Genomic DNA, 25,615 nt, shown 5'->3' on the forward strand with positions numbered 1-25,615 from the left:
AAAATCACAAAGGTCGATGACCTGATGCCGTGGCGTTGGAACGGATAGCGGTCAGACCGGACGCTTACGGAGCGACGGATGGCACCTATAGCACAACTGCTATGGGCGGGGTTTCTATCCACGCTCCCACGCGAGGAGCGACGCGCGTATCTCGATATGAGCCGCGAGCGTGGCGGGGTTTCTATCCACGCTCCCACGCGAGGAGCGACGGCGCTCGCACAGGCTATCGGCGTCGAGCATCGGGTTTCTATCCACGCTCCCACGCGAGGAGCGACCCCTCCCGTTGAAACACGGAGCCCCCCGATGTCTGTTTCTATCCACGCTCCCACGCGAGGAGCGACCAGAAGCCCGGCGCGAAACCCGGACGCATATTCAGTTTCTATCCACGCTCCCACGCGAGGAGCGACGGCTTTTCGCTTCGACTATCGCAGCCTTGACCGTGTTTCTATCCACGCTCCCACGCGAGGAGCGACTAGTGGAGCTGGAGGGTCTGGCCGAGGGATGGCAGTTTCTATCCACGCTCCCACGCGAGGAGCGACACGTCATCAAATACGTATGCCGATACGACGCGAAGTTTCTATCCACGCTCCCACGCGAGGAGCGACGGACGTGGCGCAGAAGGCGGCCGCTCCCATCGGGTTTCTATCCACGCTCCCACGCGAGGAGCGACGCGTCGAGGATGTTGGCGTGTCGCTTGACGAGCTGGTTTCTATCCACGCTCCCACGCGAGGAGCGACAGTCGACCGTCGCTGGGTCCGGCGACAGCAGCGCGTTTCTATCCACGCTCCCACGCGAGGAGCGACGCGTCAGCGTCGGAGGCAGCGGCGACTTGGGCGCGTTTCTATCCACGCTCCCACGCGAGGAGCGACGGTCGGCTGCCGTCAGCCAACGACGATAGCGCCAAGTTTCTATCCACGCTCCCACGCGAGGAGCGACTTCATTTTCATCCCGTTTCTGCTCGCGGCGTTGTTTCTATCCACGCTCCCACGCGAGGAGCGACATTTGGCGCTCGCGCCAGTCCGCGAGCATGTCGGAGTTTCTATCCACGCTCCCACGCGAGGAGCGACGCCCGTGGGCGCGTAACCGCGAGCTTCGGCGACCCGTTTCTATCCACGCTCCCACGCGAGGAGCGACGCGACGACAGACGCCCCAACAGGTCGCGTGGATCAGGTTTCTATCCACGCTCCCACGCGAGGAGCGACACGACGTTCCCGACTTCCTGCACGCGCCGGTGGTGTTTCTATCCACGCTCCCACGCGAGGAGCGACGCTCGCCGCCGCGCCCCAGCCCGAACATGTAAAGGTTTCTATCCACGCTCCCACGCGAGGAGCGACATCCACAGTCGTCTCACTCCGGCCTTCCTCGCTCTCGTTTCTATCCACGCTCCCACGCGAGGAGCGACGTCGCCTTGTTGACATTGGTGCGGAGCCAGGCACAGTTTCTATCCACGCTCCCACGCGAGGAGCGACTGCGGCAGATGGTTGACATAAGGTCTGTCACAGATAGTTTCTATCCACGCTCCCACGCGAGGAGCGACTGCTATCAGTCGAGGCGTTTAGCGCATGGTTCAGGTTTCTATCCACGCTCCCACGCGAGGAGCGACGTAATCGTTGATGTACAATTTCATGTATGGCGTTGTTTCTATCCACGCTCCCACGCGAGGAGCGACCGACAGCTCGGGGAATTTCACCAGCATCTCGTCGTTTCTATCCACGCTCCCACGCGAGGAGCGACGCCGGGCATACCTGTCGACTGAATATCGTGAGGCGTTTCTATCCACGCTCCCACGCGAGGAGCGACATTCGCACTATAAGACATTGCACCCTCCTAAAAAGTTTCTATCCACGCTCCCACGCGAGGAGCGACGCCTGTTTCGCCTGCTTCTTGGCCTCCTGGTTCGCGTTTCTATCCACGCTCCCACGCGAGGAGCGACAGAGATCGCGGCCAGATGTCGTGTCCTCCAGCAAGTTTCTATCCACGCTCCCACGCGAGGAGCGACCAAGCTCAAGGCCGATCTGATGGCCAGGCGCGGTTTCTATCCACGCTCCCACGCGAGGAGCGACCGCCATCGTCGCCCGAATGCGGCGGCAACAACATGTTTCTATCCACGCTCCCACGCGAGGAGCGACCGGTGTTGCCGCGCGCAACGCGCGCCGGTTCCAGGTTTCTATCCACGCTCCCACGCGAGGAGCGACTGCTCAATGCAATGACTGCACCACCAGCAGCGCCAGTTTCTATCCACGCTCCCACGCGAGGAGCGACTCGATCTCGCCTTCGACGTGATACGTCTCACCAAAAGCGTTTCTATCCACGCTCCCACGCGAGGAGCGACCTGGTATGACATGCAGCCCGGCGATCTTGACCCGTTTCTATCCACGCTCCCACGCGAGGAGCGACGCTCCGGGCATGAAAAAGCCGCCTCGAAGGGCGGTTTCTATCCACGCTCCCACGCGAGGAGCGACGCCCTCTGCCTAGCAGATTGTTACGGCAAAGGAACTGTGGCTCGTAGTGCGGACGTGTGATTTTTTAGGTGCTTACTGAAGGATTGCCGGCGATGGAATCGGAGAGTATCAATGATTCCAGTTTGTTACCTTCTGTGCGAACATCCCGGTGTTGTGCGGCACGCTTGGGGTTCGCGCAGTGTGGGCACTGGGCTTGCGGGGGATCAGACGATCAGCGTTCCGCCAAGGTCGGTCGCGGGTTTGGCGCCGACGTGCTCCACCTTTCGCCGCCAGTTGGAACCCAGGTAGTAATAGCGCAGACTGTCGAGTTCCGGCTTGATAATGCTCTCGAGCCGGGCTTTTAATTTCGTCCATTGAGCGGGATCCACTTCGATCTCGAAGACCGAGTATTGTACACGCTGTCCATGGTCCCGGCAGGCTTTAGCTACAGCGCGCAAGCGCGCGTCCCCTCCTGCTTCGGTCGTCTTGACGTCGTAGGTCACGAGCACCATCATGAGAACGCCCTACTTCCAGAACCATGGAGGATAGGCGTCGATGTCTCCCCGCAGATGCCGGGCCAGCAGTTGCGCCTGCAGATAAGGTACCAGCCCGAGCGGTGTCTTCTCGTCCAGAAAGAGATGCTGCCGTTCCTCCCGCTTGCGCTCCTGCCAGGCGGTCAGCACAGTCTTGCGCGCCTCGTCCGACATGATCACCGCCCCGCCGTCCCGCTTTTCGAAATCGCCTGCCCGCAACTGGCGCCGATTGACCAGCGACAGCACCAGCCGGTCGACCAGGACGGGGCGCAGTTCCTCCATCAGATCCAGTGCCAGACTCGGGCGGCCGGGCCGGTCACGGTGCAGGAAGCCCACGGCCGGATCGAGCCCCACGCTTTCACAGGCGCTGCGGCAGTCATGCGTCAACAGGGTGTAGAGAAAAGACAGCAGCGCGTTGACGGGATCGAGCGGCGGACGGCGCGACCGGCTCCGCCAGCGCATTTCCTCATCCGGCGAGCGGATCAGGTGGTCGAACACCGAAAAATACAGGTTGGCCGCCTCCCCTTCCGATCCACGCATGAGATCGACCGTATCGTCGACGCTCTGCACGCGGCGGATGATCTGGGCCAGGCGCCCGGTAACGCCGACGATGCGGTCGCGGGCCAGAGGATCGAACGTATCGCCATAGTCGCGCAAGCCACGCATCAGCACCGCGCGCTGGTTGGACACTTTGCCGATGACGATCGAACGCACTACGTCTTCTGGATTATCGGAAGCCTTGTATTGGGCGCGCCGCAGCAGGACATTGCCGCTCACCGGCCCTTCCACGCGGGCCTGGAACCGGCCATTGCGCTCCAGCAGAACCAGTGTGATGCCCGCCGCTGCGCAGGCAGCCATCAGCGCCGGCGATAGATAGATCGCGCCGAAAATCACCACGGAAGCGAGCATGTGCAGCGGCACGCGGACGCGCTCGGCGCCTTCCACCTCCACCACCAGGTTCTCGCCGTCCTTGCGGAGCGATGCGCCTTCCGTGGTGACGTAGAGCGTATTGAGAAGCTTTTTCATGAAAGCTCCCCCGTTTCAGACAAAAGTGTGGTCACCATGCGATCGCGCCACGCCTTGACCGGCTTCACAACCGCGTCCGGGCGACACAGATCGATCAGCGAACAAGCCCGGCAACGGGAGCGATGAGGAGTCGGCGGTGGAGTGCGGCGCGACGCAAAGACCTCCGCGAGCGCGTCGATGGTCTGTCGCGTCAAGTCCCGCAACGCACTATCGAACGGCACCACGACCCGCCGTTTCGTTTCGGCGTAATAGAGCGCGCCCTCCGGCACGTTCCTGCGGGTCATTTCCTCAAGGCAGAGCGCCTGCGCGCAGAGTTGCACCTCGTCGGCCCGATGCAGCTTGGCCTTGCCGCGCTTGTATTCGACGGGAAAGGGAGTCTCCACTCCCTCTCCCGCATGAAACTCGACCATGTCCGCGACGCCTGCGATGTTCAACCGCTCCGAGGCGAGCGGCAACGCCATCACGCGGCGAACCCCGCGCGCCTTGCGAGAACCGCCTTTATCCGCCACGGCGTGCAGGACATCGCCTTCCGCCGTGAACCGGTTGTCGGCCCACAGCCGCTCCAGATGGATGAGCGCCGCCTGCCGCAGGCAATAGACTGCATGCTGGAGAGCGGAAAGCGGAATGGGCTCCGCCTCCCCCGTGTCATGCGCCGCGGCAGGCACCATCACAGCCTCTCGATGATCTCAACCCCCGCGGGCAAACTGTCCTGATCGACGCGGATGATATAGTCGGAAAAGGCGCGGGCGGGCGACAGGGTGTCCGGATTATTGCCGATTGCCTTGAACTCACCTTCCACGTTGCGTCCGATCTCGATGCGATCGAACAGTGCGTGGGCGGGTGCGTTGCCAAGCGCGCTGTCGTGCCTGAACACAATGAGCCGGCGCGCCGCCATTTCACCGCGCGCCGCCGAGCGATCGTGCTCGAACATATTGGCGAGCGCCTCGAACAGCAGGTCGAGGTCGGCCTCGGAAAAGCCGGTGCGTTCCGCGAACTTGGCGGAGATGAAGCCGTGCGCGACATAGAGGCCGTAGGGCACGATGTATTTCCGGCCCATGGTGCGGTTGTCGACGCGCTCGGGCCCTTCCTCGCTGCCCTCGGCCCGCTGTTTCCTTTCCGCCTCGTTGGTGGCGGCCATGCGGGTGATGGAGATTTCAAGCGGCATGATCGGCTCGGCGGACCGCGCGAACGTCAGCTGCACCGGCCCCTTCACCTGCCCGCAGTTGATGCCGGTGGACATGACAGCGCCGAAAGTGCGCACGTCGAAGAAGTTCAGGCACATGAAATCGCGCAGCTTTCTCGCCTCCGCGTCGTCCTTGGGGTTGAGCTTGGCATCCTTGTTCACCTTCGCATCGCCGGGACGCAGCGCCCGATAGGCCTGCCGGTGCTTGTCGTTGAGGATGGCGCCTTCCTCGACATAGATATGGAAGCCGTCCTGCCCACCCCGTGCCAGTTCCACGTAGTTGCGGATCTTGCGTTTCAGGCTGACGTCCGTCACCAGCCCCTTGCTGGTCTCGGGATCGATGCGCGGCAGGTTGCCGGCGTCCGGATCGCCGTTGGGGTTGCCGTTGGCGACGTCGAAGATGAAGGCGAAATCGTAGCGATTGGCAAGAACGGTCATTGTGCGGCCTCTGCGGATTCGGTGGCGGTTTCAGCGGCGTCGACGGCCTTGCTGAAAAATTCATTGCGCTGATGGTAATAGCCGAGGCCGAACAGGGCCTGTTCCTCGGGCGACAATGAATTGGGGAACGGATCGCCTCCCGGCTGCATCAGCCCCATGATTTCGCCCAGCTTCTTTTCAAGGTTGACCCGCAACCCCGGCTTGTTCTTGCCAAGTTTCGACAGATGGTTGGCGGATCCGCTGTCCAGAATGGAAAAAACCTTGCGCGGCTGAGAAGAGGCGGAGCCGTAGAACTTGTCCTTGACGGTGGCGTTGACGTTGTTGCCAAGCGCCGCCCTCTGGATCTGCTCGTAGACGGCGAAGAGCCGTCCCAGCACGTAACCCCGGTTTTGATGCGTCGGGTCGAGCGCCACGGGCGCCTCCTTCTCCATGTTGAAATTACGACAGATGACCGCTTTCATCATACTGACGCGATAGGCGTTGACGTCGCCATCGGCGCGGATGCGCATCAGCGTGGTGGACAGCAGCGTCAGCGGATAGTGGGTGCCGGCGAGGATCGTGCGTATCCACTCCCCGGCGAGATTGGACGGCACGTTCTCGCGCTTGTTCTGCACGGCGAGTTCCGACAGGTAGCGCCAAACGCCGATGTAGGGTTCGCGCGGCAGCGGAACGATATGCATGTCGGCGAGATATTGTTGATAATGCTTCGTCAGCGTGCCGAAATCGTCCTCGTAATAGAAGCGCACTGACAGGCGCGCAGCATTCGGCGCGAGGCCCAGCACATGGAAACGCACGCCCTTGGCCAGCCTGGGCTCGATATCGTCAAGCCGTTCACCCTTGCGGATACGCCTGAGATGATCGCCGATCGTGTCCGTGTCGCCGGCCGTGTCGGCGGCGGCACTGACGAATTGCGCGAACAGGCTCTCGGCCTCGTCCGCCGCCTCGCCGTCATCCTGGGACCACGCCCAGAACACGGTGGAGGCATCGCCGATCTGCACCCGATGCCGGCTGTCGCGCTCCAGAAACCGGTTGAGCACCGTCGTGTAGGCGAAGGCCGCCGCCTCGGAGACGGGCGCGTTATCACCCTGTTCATGGCCGTATGAGGTGAAAGCGTCGAGGTTGAAGGAAACCAGCGCCGCCCCGGACGATTGCGCACCCCAGACACCCTTGATGGACGGATGAAGCCGCGCCACCGGCCCCCGCTTGCCGCTGACGAGACAGATTTGCGCATCCCGCTCGCCCGCTCCCGACAGGGTCCGCCACAGCTCGCGCGCAGCAGGGCGGTCGTGTATGCGGATATCTCGCAGGCGCTCGCTCTTCAGCGCGAAGACGACATTCTGGTCCTTCATCTCATCGGACCAGAGTGGCGGCGTGAACTGTTCCGGCGTCCAGGATTGCAGGAAGAGCCGGAGCGCCTTGAGCCCTTCGTCTTCCGTCCCGTCCAACGCTTCAAGATGCTTCGCGACGAAAGCCGCGTGCTCTTCGGCGGTGCGTTTTCCCTCCCCCGCTGTCACGCCCAGTACATAGGAGGTTTTGTCCCACAGGAAGTTTGGCGCGATACCGGCCGTGCGTTTCACCGGCTGCGGCACGAGCAACTGGCGCGGTTGCTTCTTCTTGCCGGACCCGTCCCGCAGATCGACGACATGCACCACCGACCCGTCCCCGGCCAGTGAGATCAAAACACCTATCTTTTCCGATGAGAAGCCATAAGGTGGCGCGTCCGGCAGCCGATCATAGGCTTGCACCAGCGAGGTCAGGATGCTCATCGCAGTATCTCCGGCGAACCGGGTGCCGGCACCCTGACGACGCCGTCTTCCAGACGCGCCCTGAAGAACAGCGATGGGCGGTCCTTCGCCTTGTGGTCGATGTCCCACAGCATGAGCCCGAGATCGCGTGTCTCGTCGATGGCCTTCGGCAACGGCTGACCGGCCGGCAACAGGGAGAAACGGGCAGCGAACTCGCGCGTGCCAAGGCAAGGCTGGTGAAAACATTGTCCGCGCGCGGCGCGCCGGTTGAACATATCGAGATGCTTGCCCACGCTGTCATCGGGGCCCGCCCTGTCGGTCAGCACGAAATGCGCTTCGATGACATAGGCGACATCGACAAGAACGGTGGACGCCCGCTGCTGACGTTCCTCGTCAACCAGCAATTGCAGCCCTTCGAGGCTGCCTCGGTTCATGGCTGTCTTGATGTTGCCAGCCGGCGCCTTGTGCCCGACCTCGTTGCGGCGGATGGATTGGAACTTGATGGGCCTGAGGACGTGAATCGCGTCTATAATGAAATTTATAGCCGGCTTCCAGTGTATAGATTCAAGAATTCCGCGCGCCGCTGAGGGAGTCATAATATCATAGCTGACACGCTCCACTTTTAGTTCCGCCCTCGTAAAACAAGCGTTGTCGCCAGAGACGTTGAGTCTGATGCCATAAGCCAACGACACCTCCTGTTCTATTTTGCGCAGCCGCTCGCAAGAACGTATTTTGGTAGCTTGTTGTAGCCAATTGACGGATTGTTAGCTTCCAGGAGCCGGATGAACTCCCTCTCTTTTCGGAGAACCTCGGCGTCACTTGCCGTAGCAGACTCCCACAGGATTTCACGGCAAATAGACATTTTCCGCCGCGACTCGCGCGTAGGAAAATCAGCCTCCACTGATGGCGTATGAGGACTGCCGAAATACGCAATGGAATCAGTGAGGTCACTGCCTACGTAAATTTTGCCGTTGGGCCAAGTAACCCTATAAACAATCTTTATCCGATTCATGGCGACACCTCGGCGCAAACAGCGCACTCTCAAGCTGCACGGTATAGCACTTGTCATCCCATGCGGGGGACGCGGACAGAAACTTGTTTTTTCAAATGATCTCGTGCGTAGCGGGCTAGTCGGCATGCCCGCTACGCGCCTTCAATCACACAACCAAATCCTCTATCGCCAGATAATCGGCATCCTCCCAGATCAGCCCAACATCTTCCCGGTAGAGCTTCATGTTACCCAGCACCGCAAACTGATCGCCGCGCAACTCTGGATGCGCGAAGTAAGCCTGCTTATTGGCAATCAGCAACGCCCGCGCCTTCGGCGGCACCTGCACCACGTAGCTCTGTAATTGACGTGCGATCGTGCTGGAGGAAATATCCGGCACGCCAAGTCTAGCCACAGCCTCGCGCGCAGCGTCGTCCAAAGCCACGATCACCGGCTCCATGCCGCTTTCGATCATGCGAAAATCTGCCGCCGCCGAGCGATAGGCAAAATCCGTCCCGCCACGCACAATCCTGAACCGTTCACAGATCTTCTTTTCATCCAGCCTGCTCTCACCTAGCCGCCAGTATACTTCTGCGAAATAGGCCTGCATTGCATTGACGGAAAGCAAATCCGGATGATCGTCCATGATACGCTGCATATCACCGATCAACCCGGCGATCTCGACAGGCGGCGAATAATCGGGCGCGCGGAATACGCTGACGATACTATCGTCGACTGGGCGCTTTCCCTCCCGATTGCACCGTCCGGCCGCCTGGACGATCTGGTCCAGCCCCGCCTCAGCGCGCCACACTTTCGGGAAATCGACATCGACACCGGCCTCGATCAGGCTCGTTGCGATCACCCTTACCGGCCGATCACGCTTAAGCCGCTCCCGCATATCTTCCAGAATGCGGCGCCGATGCGCGGCGCACTGGCGTGTCGTCAGATGCACCAGCCCTTCAATCCCCGCTGACTCAGCCTCCTTGTAAAGCTCAAACGCATGCCTGCGGCTGTTGACGATCACGAGCGCCTGCGGCGCGTTCCGGAGCGCGCGAATGAGAGCATCGTTATCCATATCGCCGACATGCCGGATACGCGCCCGGCATAGTTTCTCCGCGAGCCCCTTGGGATCGGGCGCAAGTTCCCGGCCCGCGAGCGGCAGGCCGTGGGCAAGGTCGCGCTCATCCAGCGCAGGCTGGGTTGCCGTGCAGAGCACGATGGTGCAGCCGTAGTTCAGCGCCAGCTCATCCAGCATTCGCATGCAGGGCCGCAGCAGATGGCGCGGAATCGTCTGCGCCTCATCAAGGATGATTATGCTGTTGGCGATGTTATGCAGTTTCCGCGCCCGCGATGGCCGCGCGGCGAACAGGCTCTCGAATAGTTGCACGTTGGTCGTCACCACCACGGGAGCAGCCCAGTCCTCCATGGCGAGCTTCAACTTGTCCCGTTGCTGCGGCGGTCCTTCACGACCGTGTTTCTCTTCATCGATAGCGGAGTGATGCTCCAGTACATGCTCGCGCCCAAGAATCTCACGAAAAATCGCCGCCGTCTGGTCGATGATCGAGGTGAAGGGAATGGCATAGATGATACGCGCGTGGCCATGCGCCCGTGCGTGGTCCAGCGCGAAGGCCAGCGACGCAAGCGTCTTGCCTCCACCGGTCGGCACGGTGAGCGTGAAAAGGCCGGGCCTTTCCACAGCCCGGGCACGGACATGGGCGAGGATGTCGCCGCGCAGCCGATTCAATGGCGTATCGGACTTTTTCCCGTCCATGTAGGCGCCGAAAGCGTCATGGAAACCGGGAAGCAATGCCTGCAAAGCGCACCATTCACGATCCGCCTGCCGCCCTTCCAGCGCCATGTAAAAGGCTTCGGTATCCCTGTAATCGGCATCTACGAGACAGGAAAAGATCATCCGCCCGATAACCGAGATCTGGAACGCCGCATGCGGATTGCGGATACGTGAGAAAAACTCCGGAACAAGTTTTTCGGCATTTGGAAGCAGTTCCGTTTCCCAGGCGGGATCGGGAGGGACAGTAACTTTATCGAGACGGTCGTTCAACGTACCGCGCACTTCGCCTCGCCGGTCCGGCAAGCCCGCATGATGACCGGCAATCGCGTAGGCAATCAGTTCAGCGATGCTTCTGTCCGGCCCCGAAGTGAGCGAGAGAACCGCCTGCGCTCCAGCCGTCGAGTGATCAACCCCTTCCGGCGCGCCATCAAGGCGTCTTTGGAATGCCGCCGTGTACTTACCGAGATCATGCAGCAGCCCGGCCAGACGGGCCGCGTTCGCGAGCCCCAGACGCGCCGCCATTGCCGCCGCCAGCTCGGCAACCGCCAGCGAATGGTCCCTCAGAATCTGCCAGTCGCTCTTGTCCGCCCTCTTTCCCGTATGTGCATAATAAATCATATCATTCTCTCAGTTGGCAGCATGCTTCAGAGCGTTTTCGACATCGATCTGCGCGAGATGCGTTCTAGGAGCGAATTCTCGAATGTCGTCCACCGCAGGGACTGCGCGGTGTTCCTCTCATCGAGTCCGGCGCTTTCGGACCGCCAGTGGGCTGCGCAAACTCCGCGCACGGTATAGCGCTTTCCGACCAGAATTCGATCAAAAACGCGGAACCCAGACTCTTTCCTGCTTCAACTTGGACAGGACACCGCGCCTTGAGCAGGATTCGAACATATCGAGAGTCGAACAAGCGGCAGACCGCAAAAACGCTTGACATGCCCCATCACGCCCAAGATACTGGTCTGACCATCTGGCCACCGGATGTTCTAACCAAACCCATAGAGCGGTCAGAATGAGCGACCTCGGAATATCTCCTATCGAAAAACGGACCGCATCTGAGGCAATCGTGCAGCAGATCCAGCGTTTGATCGCCGAGAAGCGGTTCAAAGCGGGCGACAGGCTGGGCTCGGAGCGCGAGCTGGCGGCGTCGCTCGGCGTGAGCCGGTCCACGCTGCGCGAAGCCTTGAAGACCCTGCAAAGCACGGGGATCATCGAGGTCCGGCCCGGAACCGGGACTTTCGTATGCGAGGCACAGATCCGGCCGTTCGCCAATATCGCCGAGTTGGGCGACGTGGAGAAGCGCAAGCTGCTCCAGCAGGTTTCCGACGCGCGCAAGCTCGTTGACGTTGAGGTGGCCGGCGTTGCCGCACAGGTTTGCAACAGGAAGCTGATCGCGGAAATCCGCCGTCACGTCGACAACAGTCGGATCGACGTCATCCGGGTCAAGAACGAGTTTGCACTCGACCTGCAGTTCGAGGCCCTCATAGCGCGGGCTACGGGCAACCCTTATCTCGTCGAGCTGCAGCGCGTCGCCCATGAGATGTTCGCCCGCGCATGGACACAGGGCGGTTTCATCCCGCGCCCGGCGTCAGTCCGCATGGCGCAGCACGAGGCAATTATCGAGGCGATCGAACGAGGCTCCGCCGCCGACGCGAGAGCCCTCATGGCCGCCCACCTCGATCTCGGCATCATGCCTGAAGTCGGATGACGCCCCGCCAGCCTACTAAAGCGTTTTCACGCAAAGTGTATACCGCTCCGCGTGAAGAAAACGCGCAATACCAACAACCTTCTATATTTCGGCGTTTAATCGAAATGCCGGAAATAATTAAGAATTGATAAGCCGCTGGAGCGCTTTCCGATCAGTTGAAATCAGCTAATCGATCAGAATTCGCTAAATCAAAAAATCTGGATTCTGTCTTGTTTAAACGAAAACAAGACAGATTCTAGCGGCACTCTGGAGGAAACAATGGAAGCAACCGCGCCGAAATCGGCCGCGCCTTACACCGATTACCGATGGGCAAGCGCTTGGAAGCTGGCAGTTCCGCGTCTTTGGATCGCATTGCTTCTCGTCATCCTTGGGTTCCTTGTTCTGTATCCCGTCGCCATGCTGACCTATGGGGCGCTGACGAACGAGGATCCCGTCAGCGGCTCTGGCCAGGGCACCATCTCGCTGTCGAATTTCCTGGCCGTGCTCAGTGACCCCGCGGTCAGGAGGGCGACCTGGAATTCACTGGTTATCTGTACCGGCGGCACGGCGATCGCGGTAGTCGTCGGGCTTCTGTTTGCCTGGACCACCGTGCGAACCAATACGCCGATGCGGCGCTTCATCGAAATAGCAGGCATGCTGCCGCTTTTCGTACCGCCTCTCGTGGCCGCCTTTGCCTGGGGCCTGCTTGGGTCGCCACGCACGGGCCTCATCAACGTCGCTTTCAAATTCATGGGATTGCCGCTCAGCGTCAATTTCTACTCGACTGCCGGAATGATCTTCATTTTCGGCATTTACTACGCTCCGTACGTCTACATGTTCACGGCCTCGGCATTGAAGAACATGGACCCGTCGCTGGAAGAGGCTGCGGAAATCGCCGGCGTGGGTCCCTTTCGGACGCTGTTCACTATCGTCTTCCCCCTGATAACGCCCGCGATCCTGTCCGGAACGCTGCTGTCGTTCGTGGTGATGCTGGGCATCTACGGCATACCTGCGGCGCTGGGCACACCCGCCCAGATTTCCGTGCTGACAACCTACATCTACGGCCTGATCTCGTGGTCCCCACCCAATTACAACGCTGCGGCTGCAACATCCGTCATCCTCATCGCCGTAACCGCCCTGTGCGTGCTGCTTCAACAGCGGATCATGAGAGGGCGCAGCTACGTCACGGTTTCCGGCAAATCCTTCCGGCCCAAGCAACTCGATCTCGGCAGTTGGAAATGGGCCACCTTTACGTTCGCCCTCGCGTATCTCATGCTCGGCGTCATTTTGCCCACCATCGCGCTGCTCATCGCCTCGTTCAAGAAGTTCCTGTTCATTCCCGACATCGGGGCGCTCTTCAATTTCTCAGCCTATTCGCTGTCGCATTACGAGCAGCTTTTCGCCAATCCGCTGACGTGGCGCTCGGTTGTCAACACGTTCGAGATCGGCCTGGTGACTGCGATCATCGGCGGGGTGCTGGCTTTCTCCATCAGCTACACGGTCTACAGGACAAACCTCCCCGGGCGCAGAACGCTCGATATCATCTCGACGTTACCGGTCGCGATTCCCGGCCTTGTTGTCGGCGTGGCCTACATCTGGGCCTGGATCGGCTTGCCGCTCAACCTCTACGGAACGATCTGGATCCTGGCGCTCGCCTTCGTCGCCCGCTTCCTGCCCGACTCGGTGAAGTCTCTGTCTACATCCCTGATGCAAATTCACAAGGATCTCGAAGAGGCGTCTCAGGTCTGCGGCGTAGGCGTCCTGGGCACGATCCGTCAGATCATCGTGCCGCTGGTGATGCCGGGCCTGATCTCGTCGATGAGCCTGCTTTTCATCCTCGCCATCCGTGAACTCGGCTCGTCGCTGTTCCTTTACGTGAGCGACACGATACCGATGGCGGTCCTGCTTCTCGATTTTTACGAGGGAGGCAATGTCGGTGTCACGGCAGCGTTCAGCCTCGTGCAGACGTTGCTGCTCGTCGCTGTCATAGGTCTTTCCACGGTGGTCGCCCGCTCCTTCGCGACCTTTTCCAAATAGAGGTTTTGCAGATCGGTCCTTCTGAAGACCAGCCAATATCCCGGCAAAAACAAAACAAAGCCGGGGACTTAATACCAACAAACGGGAGTGAAACAATGAAATACTTTACATCCTATAAAGTATCTATTGCTGCATCCTTGCTTGTGCTCGCCATGGCGGGTGCGGCCAAAGCGCAGGACGAACTGGGCGGCGCGGCGCTGATCGAGGCGGCCCGCAAGGAGGGCAAGCTCGTTCTGTACACCTCCAACCAGATCGAGGCGGAACAGGAACTCGTCAAGGAATTCAACAAGCGCTTTCCCGACATTCGCGTCGAGATCGTGCGTGCTCCGGGGAGCCGGCTGGCAACGCGCATCGCCACCGAGCTTTCGGCGAACCAGTTGAGCGCCGACGTGATCGATATGTCGGACCGCGGCCTCGTGGCCGAGATCAAGGACGCCTTCGCCGACTACGCACCGCCCAATGCGGCCGATTATCCGGATGCGGTGAAGTCCATACCCAACCTGTGGCCGAAATCGACCTGGGGCTTCGTGCTCGCCCACAACGTCGCCATCGTACCGGAAGGCCCCTCCAGCTGGGCAGACCTGCTGAAGCCCGAATACAAGGGCAAGGTCGGGCTGGTCGTCGCCAACTCCGGAGGCTCGACATGGACGACCGCCATGTTCCAGCGCAAGGAGTTGGGGGACGACTTCTGGCAGAAGCTGGCTGGAAACGGCGTCACCGTCTATCCGAGCGGTTCGCCGCTGGCCAGCGCCCTCGTTCGCGGCGAGGTCGCGGTCGGCGCCGCGCAATCCAATTCGGTGATCCCGCTGGCGCGGGACGGGGCGCCCGTCAGCGTATCCTTCCCGCAGGAGGGCATTCCGATCACCCCGTCCGCCGCCGGATTGACCAAAACCGCCAGGAATCCCAACGCCGGCAAGCTCTACCTGAACTGGTCGCTTTCCGCCGAGGGGCAACAGGCGTGGGTGAAGGGCCAGGGCGGCTTTTCCACGCTGCCGCAGGCAGGCCTGCCCGACGGCGCGCAGGAAGGCGCGGTCAAGCTCTGGCTGCCCGATCCGATCGAGTATCAATCCGTTCGGAACGCGTGGATCGCCGAATGGAACACGATCTACAACGTCCAGTAAGGAGAGCGGTCGATGTCGGCGGAACTTCGCATTCGCAACCTTCAAAAGCGCTTCGGGGCAACCAACCTGCGCCCGGCGGTGGACGACGTGAGCTTCACCATAGCGCCCGGCGAGATCGTCGTCTTGCTCGGGCCGTCCGGCTGCGGCAAGACCACGACGCTACGGTCGGTGGCCGGCCTGGAGAAGCCGACGGGCGGCACGATCGACATTGGCGGCGAGCGCGTCGCTGACCCGGTCAACAAACGCTTCGTCCTTCCCCAGCACCGCAATCTGGGAATGGTGTTCCAATCCTATGCCGTGTGGCCGCACATGACGGTCGAGCAAAATGTCGCCTATCCGCTTCGCCACCGCCGTATCGGCAAGGAGCAGACCAAGCGCAAAGTGGATGAGGCCATCGAGATCGTTGGCCTCGGCGCCTACCGCGAACGCCCGGTCGTCGCGCTCAGCGGCGGCCAGATGCAGCGCGTGGCGCTGGCGCGCAGCCTCGTGTACCGGCCGCGGATCCTGCTGCTCGACGAGCCGCTGTCGAACCTCGACGCCAAGCTGCGCCTGCGCCTGCGCGACGACCTGCGGACGATCATCAAGGATGCGGGCGTCACGGCGCTCTACGTCACGCACGATCAGTCCGAGGCGGTGGTCATCGCTGACCGGATCGGAGTCATGAAAGACGGCAAGCTGCTCCAGCTTGACGATGCGATCACGCTCTACAACTCGCCGGCGGATGTGTTCGTCGCCAACTTCACCGGCGCCGGCACCCTGCTTGCCGGGCGGGTGGAGCGCGTCGCTCACGGGATGGCGCTGGTGCAACTCGACGATGTTCCCTACTCGGTCCGTACCCGCGTGCCCGATGATACCGCACCGGGTGACCGGGTTCTCGTGTCGGTCCGGCCGGAAAACGTCCACCTCGAAACGGAGCGTCGAGAGGATGGAGAGATGGCTGGCATCGTCAAGTCGCTGCAATACGAAGGCACCCAGACCGCCTACAGGATCATGGTCGGCGACAAGGAAGTCCATTGTACCGAGCTTGGCACACGTCCGCGGTTTGCCCCAGGCGACACGCTTTTTGTCTGGATTCCGCCCGAGGTGTGCTGGGCCTTCCATGCGCGGGCAGGAACGGCGACGAGCCACTGAAAGCGGCGGGGCTGCCCCAGCTCGCCCGCCGCGCTGGTGCACATCCGAGGTCTTTGATTGCGAGCGGATTCCCCTCGGTCGGACGGTTCCGACCCACCGGCGGGAGGAAGCCTGTTTCTGGAGAGAAGTTAAATGGTGACCATCACCAATGTTGAAGCTCTGCACGTCGGCCAGTTCATGTACGCGAAGGTGACCACGGACGAGGGTATCACCGGTATCGGCGAAGCTGGGATATGGGGACATCTGGGGGCTGCGGGCGCGGCGATCGAGCGCTTCGCGGAGTACCTGGTCGGCAAGCCCGCCTTCGCTATCGAGCATCACTGGAACGTGATGCACCGGTTCAGCTATTTTCAGGGCCTGGCGATCAACGCCGCGATCTCGGCCATCGACATCGCCCTGTGGGACATCAAGGGCAAGGCGCTCGGCGTCCCTATCTACGAGCTGCTGGGCGGGGCCGCGCGCACAAAGGCACGCATCTACGGCCACATATACGAAAGCTCCATCGACGGAGTATTGGCGGAATGTGAGCGCAAGATGAACGCCGGATTTACTGCATTCGGCCATCTCAACCCTTTCCTCGACGAAGGAAACGAAAAGGTCTATTTCAAGACCCACGTCGCCAAGATGCGCGATGCCGTCGATAATGTAAGGCGCATGCGTGAGGTCGTCGGCGACAGGGTCGACCTTCTGATCGAGCTGCATCGCCGCCTCACGCCCGCCGAGGCCATTACCTTCTCGCGTGAAATCGAGCCTTATCATCCGATGTTCGTCGAGGACCCCATCCGGCCGGAAGGGGCGGACGCCATGGCGCGCGTGGCGGAGCGTATCCCGGTTCCCGTCGCCACGGGCGAGCGCTTCGGTACGATTTACGAGTTCCAGGCTCTGCTGGCCCGCAACGCAGTCGAATACGCGCGCATCGACGTGTGCCTTTGCGGCGGGATCACCGGCGGCAAGAAGGCCGCAGCGATCGCCGAGGCGCATCACGTGCAGGTCGTGCCGCACAATCCCCTGTCGCCCATCGGGCTGGCGGCGTGCCTGCAACTCGCTGCCGCCATTCCCAACTTCGCCATCCAGGAATACGCGACCGGCTTCGAGGATGGAATCTTCACCTCCACCATGACGCATCTTGGCAGCGACATCGTCGACCGGGTTCCGGTTCCGGTCGACGGCTTCGTGGAGATTCCCGACGGACCTGGCCTCGGCATGTCGTTACTCGATGACGCCGCAAGGATCAGGCCGCCCTCGACGAAGCCGATCTCAATGCGGCCGCACTTCGACGGATTTGTCGTGGATCAATGAACCAGGAGAACCAAAGTGCAGATAGAATATCTGGAGGTCATTCCCCTCGACCTGAAGCTGGAGCAGACATACAGCGGAGGCACCTACAAGGTCGATTCCCGGCCGACGATCGTGACGCGCGTCTATCTTTCCAACGGAATCGTAGGCGAGACCTACGGCGGTGATGAGTTCCATACGCAGATGGAGATCGTCTCGGTCATCCGGGATCATCTCGATCCCCTCCTGCGTGGCGAGGACGTACGGGACCATCAGCGGCTGTGGTCGAAACTCTTCAACATCAATCTCGATCTCGGCAACAGGGGTCTCCATCAACTTGACATGCACCCGCGCGGCATCCTCCTGCAGGCCATCAGCGCGGTCGACAACGCGCTGTGGGACGCCCGCGGCAAGCTGTACGGCGTGCCCGTGTACAAGCTGCTCGGCGGCGCGCGGGACCGCGTTCCGGTCATATCAATAGGCGGATACTACCCCGTCGATGACACCGACCCTTGCGAGGCGATCGCGCAGGAGGTCGACCACGTCCGCGCGGCCGGCTGCATGGGCATCAAGATGAAGGTCGGCAGGATCGAGCTTGAGGCCGATCTGGAGCGTGTCCGCGCGGCGCGCAAGGCCGGCGGCCGGGACTTTATCCTCACCGTGGACTCGAACCAGGGCTGGGCTCCACACGACGCCATCAGGTTTTGCGTCGCGCTTGAGAAGCTCGACCTGAACGTGCGCTGGATCGAGGAGCCGCTTAAATGGTGGGATCAGACCGACGGCCTGCGTCTCCTTGCCTCCAAGACAAATATCCCGATCAACGTCGGCCAGGGAGAGATTTCCGGCCGCGCGTGCCGGGACCTTATCACCAAGGGCGACGTCAACATCCTCAATCTCGATTGCACACTGTGTGGCGGTATCACCGAGTGGCAGCGCGTTGCGGACATGGCGAGCCTGATGAATGTCGAGATGGCGCACCACGAGGAACCCCAGCTCGCTATCCACCTGATCGCGGGTAACCCGCACGGTCTGTTCGTCGAGATTTTCGCCGACCGTCGTCGCGACCCCCTGCTGTGGATGTTGCCGGAGAACTTCCCGATCATCGAGAATGGCTACATGAAGGCGCCGGACGCCCCCGGACTGGGCATCACGTTGAACCAGGATGTCATCGCGAAGTTCAGGATCGCGTAAAGCGTATCCCCCGCCGCCCTGCCGGCGGCCCGGAGCATGCCGCAGCTTCATGGAAGTGGCGACATGCTCACACCCCTTGGCTGGAGCAAGCGCCCGTCCATCGGACCGGGGTCGGATCGAGAAAATTTTGGGAGCCTGGAAGCGCAGTTACCGCTTGCGGTGGATGCGATGGAAAGGCTTGGCGAAAGCCACCACACAGATCAGCCTGACCGCCATCGCCTACGATTTCAAACGCAACTACACCATCCTGCGCGTTCAAGGTGCGTGAGCTACGGTCCGGAGAAGCGCATGTCGCCTGTCGACTTGCAATCAGACTAGCGGCGCCGTTCCGGCAATGGATGGAAGATCATGCTATCTCGGCGAGGATCGCCCGGGCGCGCTCAAGCACGGGCCGGTCCACCATCTTGCCGTCCACCTGCACGGCGGCGCCGGCGCTCGCCTCGATGGCGCTCACGATGCGCCGCGCCCAATCGATTTCCGCCTCCGAGGGAGCGAACCCGGCGTTGACGCGCGCGACCTGACTGGGATGGATGCACAGCTTGGCGGTGAAGCCGAGGTCGCGCGCCCGGGCGATGTCGGCTGCCAGGGCGCTCTCGTCCTGCAGCGCGACGGTGACACCGTCGATCGGCGGCGGCAGACCGGCGCGGCGGCAGGCGACGACGATCTGGAACCGGGCAGGATCCAGCACCGCGCCGGTGCCGGGGATCCGGGCATCCGCACCGAAATCGAGGTTGCCGAAGGCCAGCCGCGCAACGCCTTGTGACGCGGCGACCGCACCAGCCTCTACCAGCCCGTCCACACTCTCGACAATCGCGATGAGCGGCCTGTCCGGCAGGGCCCGCGCCACGAGCGCGATGCTCTGCGTATCGGCCTTGGGCACCATGACGGCCGCCTGCGGACACTCGGCCAGCGCGGCAAGATCGGCCTCGAACCAAGGCGTGTCGGCGCCGTTGATACGGACGACGCCGATGCCGTCCTCGACGAACCACTGCATCGCGTGCTGCCGGGCGAAGTCCTTGTCCTGCGGCCCGACCGCATCCTCCAAATCGATGATGATCCGGTGGGCGCCCGACGACGCGGCCTTGCCGAAACGGTCCGGGCGGTGCCCGGGAACAAAAAGGTAGCTGCGCGGATGATTCATCCTCTGCCCCTGCAAGGTGGGTGACCTCTTTTCCCGATGGGCGCTCAGGGCCGGAAGGCCGCTTCCGCGCGCATCGTCAGTTCGCCGTCAGGCCCCTTCGCCCAGAGCGACAGCCCGTCCCCGTTCTCCTGTCTCGCGGCCTCCACATGAAAACCGCGATCCACGAAAAGCGGCGCCATCGCCCGGAATTCGAAACGCGACAACGGCTGCTGCGGCCGCGAGCGCGTGGCAAGCCCGTGCAAAAGCGTGGCGATCAGCGGGCCGTGCACCACGAGGTCCGGATACCCTTCCTCCTCCCGCACATAGCGCTGGTCGTAGTGGATACGGTGTCCGTTCGAGGTGAGGGCCGAATAGCGGAACAGCAGCACCGGATCGGGTTGCACCGGCTCCGACCACTCCGCGCTCTCCGGCGCGGGCGCCGGGCGGGACTTGGCGGCACCGGGCGCAGGGGCGTCTCGATAGACGATGTCCTGCTCCTCCTCGATGCAGACCGCCCCGTCATGCGCGATCGTATGGCGGACAGTGACGAAGACGAGCGTACCGGCGCTGCCGTTCTTGACCGCCACATTGGCGATCTCGCTGGTGCGGGCGACCGTGGGACCGACCGGCAGCGGCGCGTGATAGACGAGCCTTCCTCCGGCCCACATGCGCCGTGGCAGCTTCACGTCCGGCAGAAACCCGCCGCGCTTGGGATGGCCGTCCGGCCCGAGATGGCTGCGGCGTACGAACGGATTGAAGAACAGCCAGTGCCACCCCGGCGGAACCGTGCCGGTATCTCCGGGCACCGACTCCAGATCCAGCGTGGCGGCCAGGGCCTCCACACGATCCGCGGCTATCACTGCATGCGTCGTCTGCGTGCGGCCGATGGCGTCGGCGTAGTCGTCGCCGACCTTGTGGACCTCTTGCGACATGCTTCTTCCCCCCGATGTTCAATAGATAACCCGGTCCGCGACGAGTTCCTCGTATTCCTTCCGGCCGATGCCCAGAAGCTCACCGTAGACGTATGCCTCGTGCTCCCCAAGCTCCGGCGTTCCGCGCTCGATGCCCACCGTGCTTGCCGAGAAGCGGGCCGGAAAGCCGACGGCTGCGCGCTCGCCCTCACCAGCCGCCGCGACACGCACGATGGCGGCGCGGGCGCGCAGATGCGGGTCGTTGACGATGTCCTCCGCGCTCCACGAGACATGCGCCGGCACCCCGGCGCGCTGCAGCCGCTCGGCGGCATCGTCGGCGTTCTGCGATGCGCTCCAGTGCGCCACGATGTCGTCCAGCGCCTCACGGCGCGCGTGGCGCTCCCCGGCAGTGACGAACCGCTGATCCATGGCAAGCTCGGGCCTGTTCATGACGGCGAGGAGCGCGTGCCATTGCGGCTCGGTTTCCACCGCGATGCTGAGCCAGCGATCCGGTTCGGCCGTCGCGAAAAGCCCGTGCGGCGCACGCCTGTAATCCTCGTTGCCCATGCGCTCCATGGTCACGCCCGCCGCGACCGCTACCAGCGCCTCTCCGATGAGCGAGGATGCAACCTCGCGTGCAGCAACGTCAACATGCGTCCCCTCACCCGTCCTGCGGCGCTGGTGCAGCGCCGCGACAGTCGCGAGGGCGGCATTGAGGCCCACCGAATGATCCATGACATGCCGCATCTCGACCGGGGGGCCGTCCCGATAGCCGGTGAGATAGCCGAGGCCGCCCCACGCGCCGAACAGCGGCGCATAGCCCGCGAAATGCGAATCCGGCCCAGTCTGACCCGACGACGACACCGACACCATGACGATGTCAGGCTTGACGGCGCGCAGGACATCGTAGCCGAGGCCAAGGCGCTTCATGACGCCGGCCCGGAAGCTCTCGGCGGCGACATCCGAAATGGCCACGAGCTGCTTGGCTATCGCTACTCCCCTCGGGTGCTTCATGTTGAGCCGGACGGAAAGCTTGTTCGACGCCACCTGATCGAAGCTCGCCGGCCCGGTGCGGCCGTACACGGTGTGCGGCTTGCGGAAAATGTCCGGACGCAGTGAGGTCTCGATCTTGATGCATTCCGCGCCGAGCTGGGACAGCATGTGGGTGCAGAACGGCCCTGCGGCATGCACGGTAAAGTCCGCTATGCGGATTCCTTGCAGAGGTTTCACGCGCTTTCCCTCTGATCCTGGCCGACACCGGGATGGCGGCGATGTTGCGCTGTGGGGCTGTCCGCCTCCGGCCCCTCCGGCAGGTCGCGCATCGGTAGCGGCTTGTCGCCGAAACGGAAGGGCGCGGTCTGGATACGGCAGGCGCCGGCGCCGGGGACGTTAGCCTTGGCGAACAGCTCCCGCGCGTTTTCATGGCGCCCCGCCAGCACGTGGACGGGCGAACCGTACCGTGCCATCGGCACGCCGAGTTCCTGGGCGCGGGCAACGAGTTCGTCCACCGGCTGATGGCGCGCCCACGCCCGGATCTGCCGGTTGAGGAAATCGCCGCGGGCGCTGCGTTCCGCGGGATCGGACAGGGCCTCGTCCAGCGCCCAGCCCGGACGGCCCATCAGTTCGACAAGCCCCTGCCACTGGCGCTCCTCCAGCGTGAGAAGCTCCACATGGCCATCGAGGCACGCGATGACGCCGCCGTAGCGGAACGACCGGCTGACACGGTGCTCCAGCGACCCGTCTCCGTAACGCTGCACCATGAAGGCCCCCACGGCGACAGTGGCGTCCTGCGCCGAGACGTCGACATATTGGCCCTTGCCGGCCCACAACGCGGCGAGCGCGGAGAGCGCCCCGGCTATGCCGCCCTGCATCTCGGCAAAGTGCCCGGCGATCTTCAACGGCGGACGATCCGGAAACAGGTCCGCCGACAGGCCGTTGGGCAGCAGGAAGCCCTCGCCGCTGGCGTGGATGACGTTGAGTTCGGTTCCTAGCCAGTCAGCCTTCGGACCCGTGGCGCCGAACGGCAGCACCGACAGGTGCACGACATGCGGGTGACCGGCCGCGATGCGCTCGGAGGAGAGGCCGAGCGCATCGCGCCCGCCGATCGGCGTATCGTCGATAAGGATGTGCGCCTCGCCGACGAGCCGGTCGAAGTCGGCGCGCCCCGCTGCGGTCGTCAGATCGCAGATCACGCTGCGCTTGCCGGCTGAATGATAGGCGAAGAGCGCGCTCACCGCCGACTCAGGAGACAGGAACGGCGGTTCCCGCCTGAGCGGACTGAGGCCGGGCGGTTCGACCATGGTCACTTCCGCGCCCATGGCCGCGAGCAGGCGCCCGGCATAGGCCGCCGCGACGCCCGATGCGTGCTCCACGACCCTGATGCCGGAGAGGGGTAGTTGCGTGTCCATCGTCTTGCGCACTCCGGAACTGCGGCTTCAGCGCACGACCGGCAGGTCGAGGTCGAGGTTCGCACCGTCGAAGCTTACCTGGATCTGCGGGTCACGGCTCGGCAGGATGACGGTGGCCAGCCCCGGCGTCGTCACCTCGCCGCGCTGGTTCTCGCCCCAGATCTCCAGATCGACCAGCGCATGCCCGTCCTTGATGTACTTGCGGCTGACGCGCCCCTTGCACCAGGTCGAATCGCCCATGGTGTTGAACCGGCGCATCTCCGTGCGGATGCGCTTGAGGAAGGCCGCGTCACCCATCCAGTTGGTGACCAGCGAACACATCCACGACGACCGCTGCGGGCCGTAGTCGTAGACGCCGGGCACGCCGACTTCCCTGGCCGTGCTCTCGCGGTGGTGGCCGATGCCCGTATACTCGATGCCGCCGCCCGCCTCCGGGTTGCGGAAGAAGTGTCCTGGATGCTTCATCGCCGCCTTGAAGACGACGCCGTGGGTGTGGCCGCGCCCGCAGCCGACCAGAAAGCCCATTGTATCCATCAGCGACAAGGGCCCGCGTACGATCGGATCGAGCTGCTCGCCCTCGCGCACGTCTTCCCAGTAGCGCACGTTACTGCCGCGCATGCGCTCCTCCTCGCGCAGGATCGCATCGTCGAGCTTCTCGAATTCTTCCGGCGTGTATTCGTAGGGCGTGATGTCCTTGTACTTGCCGGCATCGCGCGCGGCCTTGCGCTCATGGCGCGTGCAGGTGCCGAGCGCGCGGGCGACGAGTTCGCCGTGCTGGTTGACATAGGTCGCCTCGACGTACTGGAGCACGAGACGGCCGGAGAACTTGCTCTCCTTCTCCTCGACGCCGACGACGCGCTCGATGGCGCTGATCCGGTCGCCGGGGCGGATGTGGCGGAACAGTTCCCAGTCGTTGCCAGCGTAGAAACCGTGGACGCCGGGCAGGCCCCAGCGCGTGCGCCCCACCCAGCCGAAGGCCATCGGGAACATCGGGTGGCCGACCTGGATGCCGAAGCGGGTGTTCCGGCCGTATTCCAGCTCGCGATAAAGCGGGTTCAGATCGCCGATGCCATTGCAGAAGTTTCGCAGGGTGTCGGTCGTCGCGTCCTGCAGGTACGGCCCTTCGGGGCGCAGTTGCAGGCCAATCATGGAGCGCGCGTTGGCGACCGCCTCGTCCGTGATCCTGCCCTCCGCGGGCGCGCCGCCGACGTCCTGCTTGTTCCTGTCAATCGTTTCTACCGTAGTCAAAGGTCCATCCTCCCTTGTGGATATGGTCGTTACGCCGTGGAGATCGCGGTCGCGGCGACGCAATGCGGGGCTGGCTCCGGCCGGGAATGCGCCGATCGCCTGCCGCCGGACACCGCTGCGGAAACCGGGGAGCTTGTCCCAACCCGCTTCCCTCAATCGGGAGCGCATTGCGCCCCTGTCGGCAGACATCATGCGCTTAATAATGCATTTTATATGAAACCGGTCAACCCGATTCTTTCCACCCGCCTTGCGCCGAATTTCTCCCGCCGCATCATCTATTTCATGCTGGTCAATGACTTCTGTCGCGCCGCAGAAAATGCTCGCTGGAGAATCAAATTCTCAGCGCAATCCAAGATATAATGCATTGTATGGAAATTTCTATGAAGCCGTAGCCGCTTCCGGAGCGCATTCCGATCAAGCGGAATCATCTGATCCACAAGCGCCCGCTCGTGATCGAAAGCCGAGAACCGGCCGGCGTTCTCGTGACCTGATAGCCTGTCGCAAGCACCTTCAGGCAACGTCGACATCAGGTCATGCGCGAATGGAACGCATGAGATAAAACAGCGATAATTTTTAAGCGTCTCGCTAAAACGTCCAGATGCCCTAGAATGTGTCCTGTTTACGTTGAAACAGGACACATTCTATATTTATTATTTTGAGCGAATGCTGATCGATCAGATAATTATATCTGATCGAAACACGCTCTAGATCCTGAATTCGGCGGCCGTCGTCACGTCGGCGAAGCGGCGGACACCCGCCAGCGCAAAGGCGTGCTCGTCATCGGTCGCGCCAGCGCAGCAATCTTCCAGCACAACGCAGTGGAAATCGCGGTCATGGCCTTCGCGCGCCGCCGCCTGCACGACGCCGTTCGTCGACACCCCGGTCAGCAGCAGCCGCCGGATGCCCTGCGCGCTCAGAAGCGGCTCAAGCGGCGTGCCGTAGAAGGGGCTGACGCGATGCTTGACGATATCCGCATCCCCGTCCTGCGGCGCGAAGTCCGCGTAGACTTCCGTGCCCCAGGTGCCGAGCTTGAAAAGGCCGTTGTCCCTGGCGCGGGAGAAGACCGGCGAGGCGGGCGGGCATTCCCGGTAATCGGGCGAAAAGCCGACGCGCACATAGCCGATCCGGATGCCCGCCTCGCGGGCGCGGGCAATGGCGTGCGCCGTATTGCGGTAAACGTCGCGCTCCCTGCATCTGGGCACATAGGTCCGGGCTCCGGCACCGTCGGGATGCACCAGGTCGTTGATCATGTCCATGACGAGCAGAATCGTGTCGGAAGGCATTGTCGGCTCCTTGGTTTGACGTCCCTTGTGGGGAATGAGGGCAAGGCGGAGTCCGGCAACGGA

Annotated in this window: 21 protein-coding genes and 1 CRISPR repeat array; of the genes, 8 read left to right on the forward strand and 13 right to left on the reverse strand. The window is 62.6% G+C overall.

What is annotated here, in order from left to right; genetic code table 11:
- The first annotated feature begins 110 nt into the window (after nt 1-110).
- A CRISPR array of direct repeats spans nt 111-2,462; the repeat unit is 32 nt; unit sequence GTTTCTATCCACGCTCCCACGCGAGGAGCGAC.
- 203 nt (nt 2,463-2,665) lie between these two features.
- The 7 genes from cas2 to cas3 form a co-directional block, all read right to left on the reverse strand.
- Nucleotides 2,666-2,956 (reverse strand): CRISPR-associated endonuclease Cas2, encoded by a 291-nt coding sequence (cas2, locus tag ACFFJ7_RS10445; RefSeq protein ID WP_166950079.1) that lies wholly within the window; start codon nt 2,954-2,956, stop codon nt 2,666-2,668.
- 9 nt (nt 2,957-2,965) lie between these two features.
- Complete coding sequence (cas1c, locus tag ACFFJ7_RS10450; RefSeq protein WP_377592184.1) at nt 2,966-4,000, reverse strand: type I-C CRISPR-associated endonuclease Cas1c; 1,035 nt, start codon at nt 3,998-4,000, stop codon at nt 2,966-2,968.
- A complete protein-coding gene (gene cas4, locus ACFFJ7_RS10455; RefSeq protein ID WP_166950075.1) occupies nt 3,997-4,668 on the reverse strand; it encodes a CRISPR-associated protein Cas4 in 672 nt (223 codons plus the stop codon). Before cas4 ends, cas1c begins: the two co-directional genes overlap by 4 nt.
- Nucleotides 4,668-5,621, reverse strand: coding sequence for a type I-C CRISPR-associated protein Cas7/Csd2 (cas7c, locus tag ACFFJ7_RS10460; RefSeq protein ID WP_377592185.1), 954 nt, complete (start codon nt 5,619-5,621; stop codon nt 4,668-4,670). The genes cas4 and cas7c overlap by 1 nt, the downstream gene beginning before the upstream one ends.
- Entirely contained in the window at nt 5,618-7,387 is a 1,770-nt protein-coding gene (gene cas8c / locus ACFFJ7_RS10465; RefSeq protein WP_377592186.1) for a type I-C CRISPR-associated protein Cas8c/Csd1, read from the reverse strand. The genes cas7c and cas8c overlap by 4 nt, the downstream gene beginning before the upstream one ends.
- A complete protein-coding gene (gene cas5c, locus ACFFJ7_RS10470; protein WP_446686877.1) occupies nt 7,384-8,058 on the reverse strand; it encodes a type I-C CRISPR-associated protein Cas5c in 675 nt (224 codons plus the stop codon). Before cas5c ends, cas8c begins: the two co-directional genes overlap by 4 nt.
- A 465-nt stretch (nt 8,059-8,523) precedes the next feature.
- Nucleotides 8,524-10,761, reverse strand: coding sequence for a CRISPR-associated helicase Cas3' (gene cas3, locus ACFFJ7_RS10475; RefSeq protein WP_377592188.1), 2,238 nt, complete (start codon nt 10,759-10,761; stop codon nt 8,524-8,526).
- A 391-nt stretch (nt 10,762-11,152) separates the two neighbouring features.
- On the opposite strand from cas3, the gene ACFFJ7_RS10480 reads away from it, so the two are divergent.
- From ACFFJ7_RS10480 to ACFFJ7_RS10510, 7 genes are all read left to right on the forward strand, one after another.
- Entirely contained in the window at nt 11,153-11,848 is a 696-nt protein-coding gene (locus ACFFJ7_RS10480; RefSeq protein ID WP_166950067.1) for a FadR/GntR family transcriptional regulator, read from the forward strand.
- Between the two features lie 258 nt (nt 11,849-12,106).
- Nucleotides 12,107-13,864, forward strand: a complete 1,758-nt coding sequence (locus tag ACFFJ7_RS10485; RefSeq protein ID WP_377592189.1) for an ABC transporter permease — start codon at nt 12,107-12,109, stop codon at nt 13,862-13,864.
- A gap of 95 nt (nt 13,865-13,959) precedes the next feature.
- Complete coding sequence (locus ACFFJ7_RS10490) at nt 13,960-14,985, forward strand: ABC transporter substrate-binding protein (protein WP_377592190.1); 1,026 nt, start codon at nt 13,960-13,962, stop codon at nt 14,983-14,985.
- A 12-nt stretch (nt 14,986-14,997) separates the two neighbouring features.
- Complete coding sequence (locus ACFFJ7_RS10495) at nt 14,998-16,116, forward strand: ABC transporter ATP-binding protein (RefSeq protein ID WP_377592191.1); 1,119 nt, start codon at nt 14,998-15,000, stop codon at nt 16,114-16,116.
- A gap of 132 nt (nt 16,117-16,248) precedes the next feature.
- Nucleotides 16,249-17,415 carry a mandelate racemase/muconate lactonizing enzyme family protein gene (locus ACFFJ7_RS10500; RefSeq protein ID WP_208394111.1) on the forward strand — a complete coding sequence of 389 codons (1,167 nt, stop codon included), beginning with the start codon at nt 16,249-16,251 and terminating at the stop codon, nt 17,413-17,415.
- 15 nt (nt 17,416-17,430) lie between these two features.
- Nucleotides 17,431-18,582 (forward strand): enolase C-terminal domain-like protein, encoded by a 1,152-nt coding sequence (locus tag ACFFJ7_RS10505; RefSeq protein ID WP_166950059.1) that lies wholly within the window; start codon nt 17,431-17,433, stop codon nt 18,580-18,582.
- Nucleotides 18,583-18,631: 49 nt separating this feature from the next.
- The gene (locus ACFFJ7_RS10510) at nt 18,632-18,850 is read left to right on the forward strand and encodes a transposase (RefSeq protein WP_377592192.1); all 219 of its coding nucleotides are present in this window, start codon (nt 18,632-18,634) and stop codon (nt 18,848-18,850) included.
- A 78-nt stretch (nt 18,851-18,928) separates the two neighbouring features.
- On the opposite strand, the gene ACFFJ7_RS10515 is transcribed toward ACFFJ7_RS10510, so the two are convergent.
- Genes ACFFJ7_RS10515 through ACFFJ7_RS10535 form a run of 5 tightly spaced genes read right to left on the reverse strand, consistent with a single transcriptional unit; the run spans nt 18,929 to nt 24,269 of the window.
- Nucleotides 18,929-19,723, reverse strand: a complete 795-nt coding sequence (locus ACFFJ7_RS10515) for an HpcH/HpaI aldolase/citrate lyase family protein (RefSeq protein WP_377592193.1) — start codon at nt 19,721-19,723, stop codon at nt 18,929-18,931.
- Nucleotides 19,724-19,767: 44 nt separating this feature from the next.
- A complete protein-coding gene (locus ACFFJ7_RS10520; RefSeq protein WP_377592194.1) occupies nt 19,768-20,634 on the reverse strand; it encodes an HTD2 family dehydratase in 867 nt (288 codons plus the stop codon).
- 18 nt (nt 20,635-20,652) lie between these two features.
- Nucleotides 20,653-21,843, reverse strand: a complete 1,191-nt coding sequence (locus ACFFJ7_RS10525) for a CaiB/BaiF CoA transferase family protein (protein WP_377592195.1) — start codon at nt 21,841-21,843, stop codon at nt 20,653-20,655.
- Nucleotides 21,840-23,021, reverse strand: a complete 1,182-nt coding sequence (locus tag ACFFJ7_RS10530; protein ID WP_377592196.1) for a CoA transferase — start codon at nt 23,019-23,021, stop codon at nt 21,840-21,842. The genes ACFFJ7_RS10525 and ACFFJ7_RS10530 overlap by 4 nt, the downstream gene beginning before the upstream one ends.
- A 27-nt stretch (nt 23,022-23,048) precedes the next feature.
- A complete protein-coding gene (locus tag ACFFJ7_RS10535) occupies nt 23,049-24,269 on the reverse strand; it encodes an FAS1-like dehydratase domain-containing protein (RefSeq protein ID WP_377592197.1) in 1,221 nt (406 codons plus the stop codon).
- A 36-nt stretch (nt 24,270-24,305) separates the two neighbouring features.
- Here ACFFJ7_RS10535 and ACFFJ7_RS10540 point away from each other — a divergent pair, with 36 nt between their 5' ends.
- Nucleotides 24,306-24,629, forward strand: a complete 324-nt coding sequence (locus ACFFJ7_RS10540) for a hypothetical protein (RefSeq protein WP_377592198.1) — start codon at nt 24,306-24,308, stop codon at nt 24,627-24,629.
- Between the two features lie 344 nt (nt 24,630-24,973).
- Here ACFFJ7_RS10540 and ACFFJ7_RS10545 read toward each other — a convergent pair whose 3' ends face one another.
- Nucleotides 24,974-25,552, reverse strand: a complete 579-nt coding sequence (locus tag ACFFJ7_RS10545; RefSeq protein ID WP_377592200.1) for a cysteine hydrolase family protein — start codon at nt 25,550-25,552, stop codon at nt 24,974-24,976.
- Nucleotides 25,553-25,615 lie beyond the last annotated feature (63 nt).

It is taken from the genome of Pseudochelatococcus lubricantis (assembly GCF_042432495.1).
Lineage (GTDB): Bacteria > Pseudomonadota > Alphaproteobacteria > Rhizobiales > Beijerinckiaceae > Pseudochelatococcus > Pseudochelatococcus lubricantis.

Coding starts and splice junctions, on each gene's coding strand:
- cas2 (WP_166950079.1), bottom strand. CDS start 2,956: ATGATGGTGCTCGTGACCTACGACGTCAAGACGACCGAAGCAGGAGGG.
- ACFFJ7_RS10515 (WP_377592193.1), bottom strand. CDS start 19,723: ATGAATCATCCGCGCAGCTACCTTTTTGTTCCCGGGCACCGCCCGGAC.
- ACFFJ7_RS10490 (WP_377592190.1), top strand. CDS start 13,960: ATGAAATACTTTACATCCTATAAAGTATCTATTGCTGCATCCTTGCTT.
- ACFFJ7_RS10520 (WP_377592194.1), bottom strand. CDS start 20,634: ATGTCGCAAGAGGTCCACAAGGTCGGCGACGACTACGCCGACGCCATC.
- cas1c (WP_377592184.1), bottom strand. CDS start 4,000: ATGAAAAAGCTTCTCAATACGCTCTACGTCACCACGGAAGGCGCATCG.
- ACFFJ7_RS10510 (WP_377592192.1), top strand. CDS start 18,632: ATGGAAGTGGCGACATGCTCACACCCCTTGGCTGGAGCAAGCGCCCGT.
- ACFFJ7_RS10530 (WP_377592196.1), bottom strand. CDS start 23,021: ATGGACACGCAACTACCCCTCTCCGGCATCAGGGTCGTGGAGCACGCA.
- cas4 (WP_166950075.1), bottom strand. CDS start 4,668: ATGGTGCCTGCCGCGGCGCATGACACGGGGGAGGCGGAGCCCATTCCG.
- ACFFJ7_RS10480 (WP_166950067.1), top strand. CDS start 11,153: ATGAGCGACCTCGGAATATCTCCTATCGAAAAACGGACCGCATCTGAG.
- ACFFJ7_RS10495 (WP_377592191.1), top strand. CDS start 14,998: ATGTCGGCGGAACTTCGCATTCGCAACCTTCAAAAGCGCTTCGGGGCA.
- ACFFJ7_RS10545 (WP_377592200.1), bottom strand. CDS start 25,552: ATGCCTTCCGACACGATTCTGCTCGTCATGGACATGATCAACGACCTG.
- cas3 (WP_377592188.1), bottom strand. CDS start 10,761: ATGATTTATTATGCACATACGGGAAAGAGGGCGGACAAGAGCGACTGG.
- cas7c (WP_377592185.1), bottom strand. CDS start 5,621: ATGACCGTTCTTGCCAATCGCTACGATTTCGCCTTCATCTTCGACGTC.
- ACFFJ7_RS10485 (WP_377592189.1), top strand. CDS start 12,107: ATGGAAGCAACCGCGCCGAAATCGGCCGCGCCTTACACCGATTACCGA.
- cas8c (WP_377592186.1), bottom strand. CDS start 7,387: ATGAGCATCCTGACCTCGCTGGTGCAAGCCTATGATCGGCTGCCGGAC.
- ACFFJ7_RS10500 (WP_208394111.1), top strand. CDS start 16,249: ATGGTGACCATCACCAATGTTGAAGCTCTGCACGTCGGCCAGTTCATG.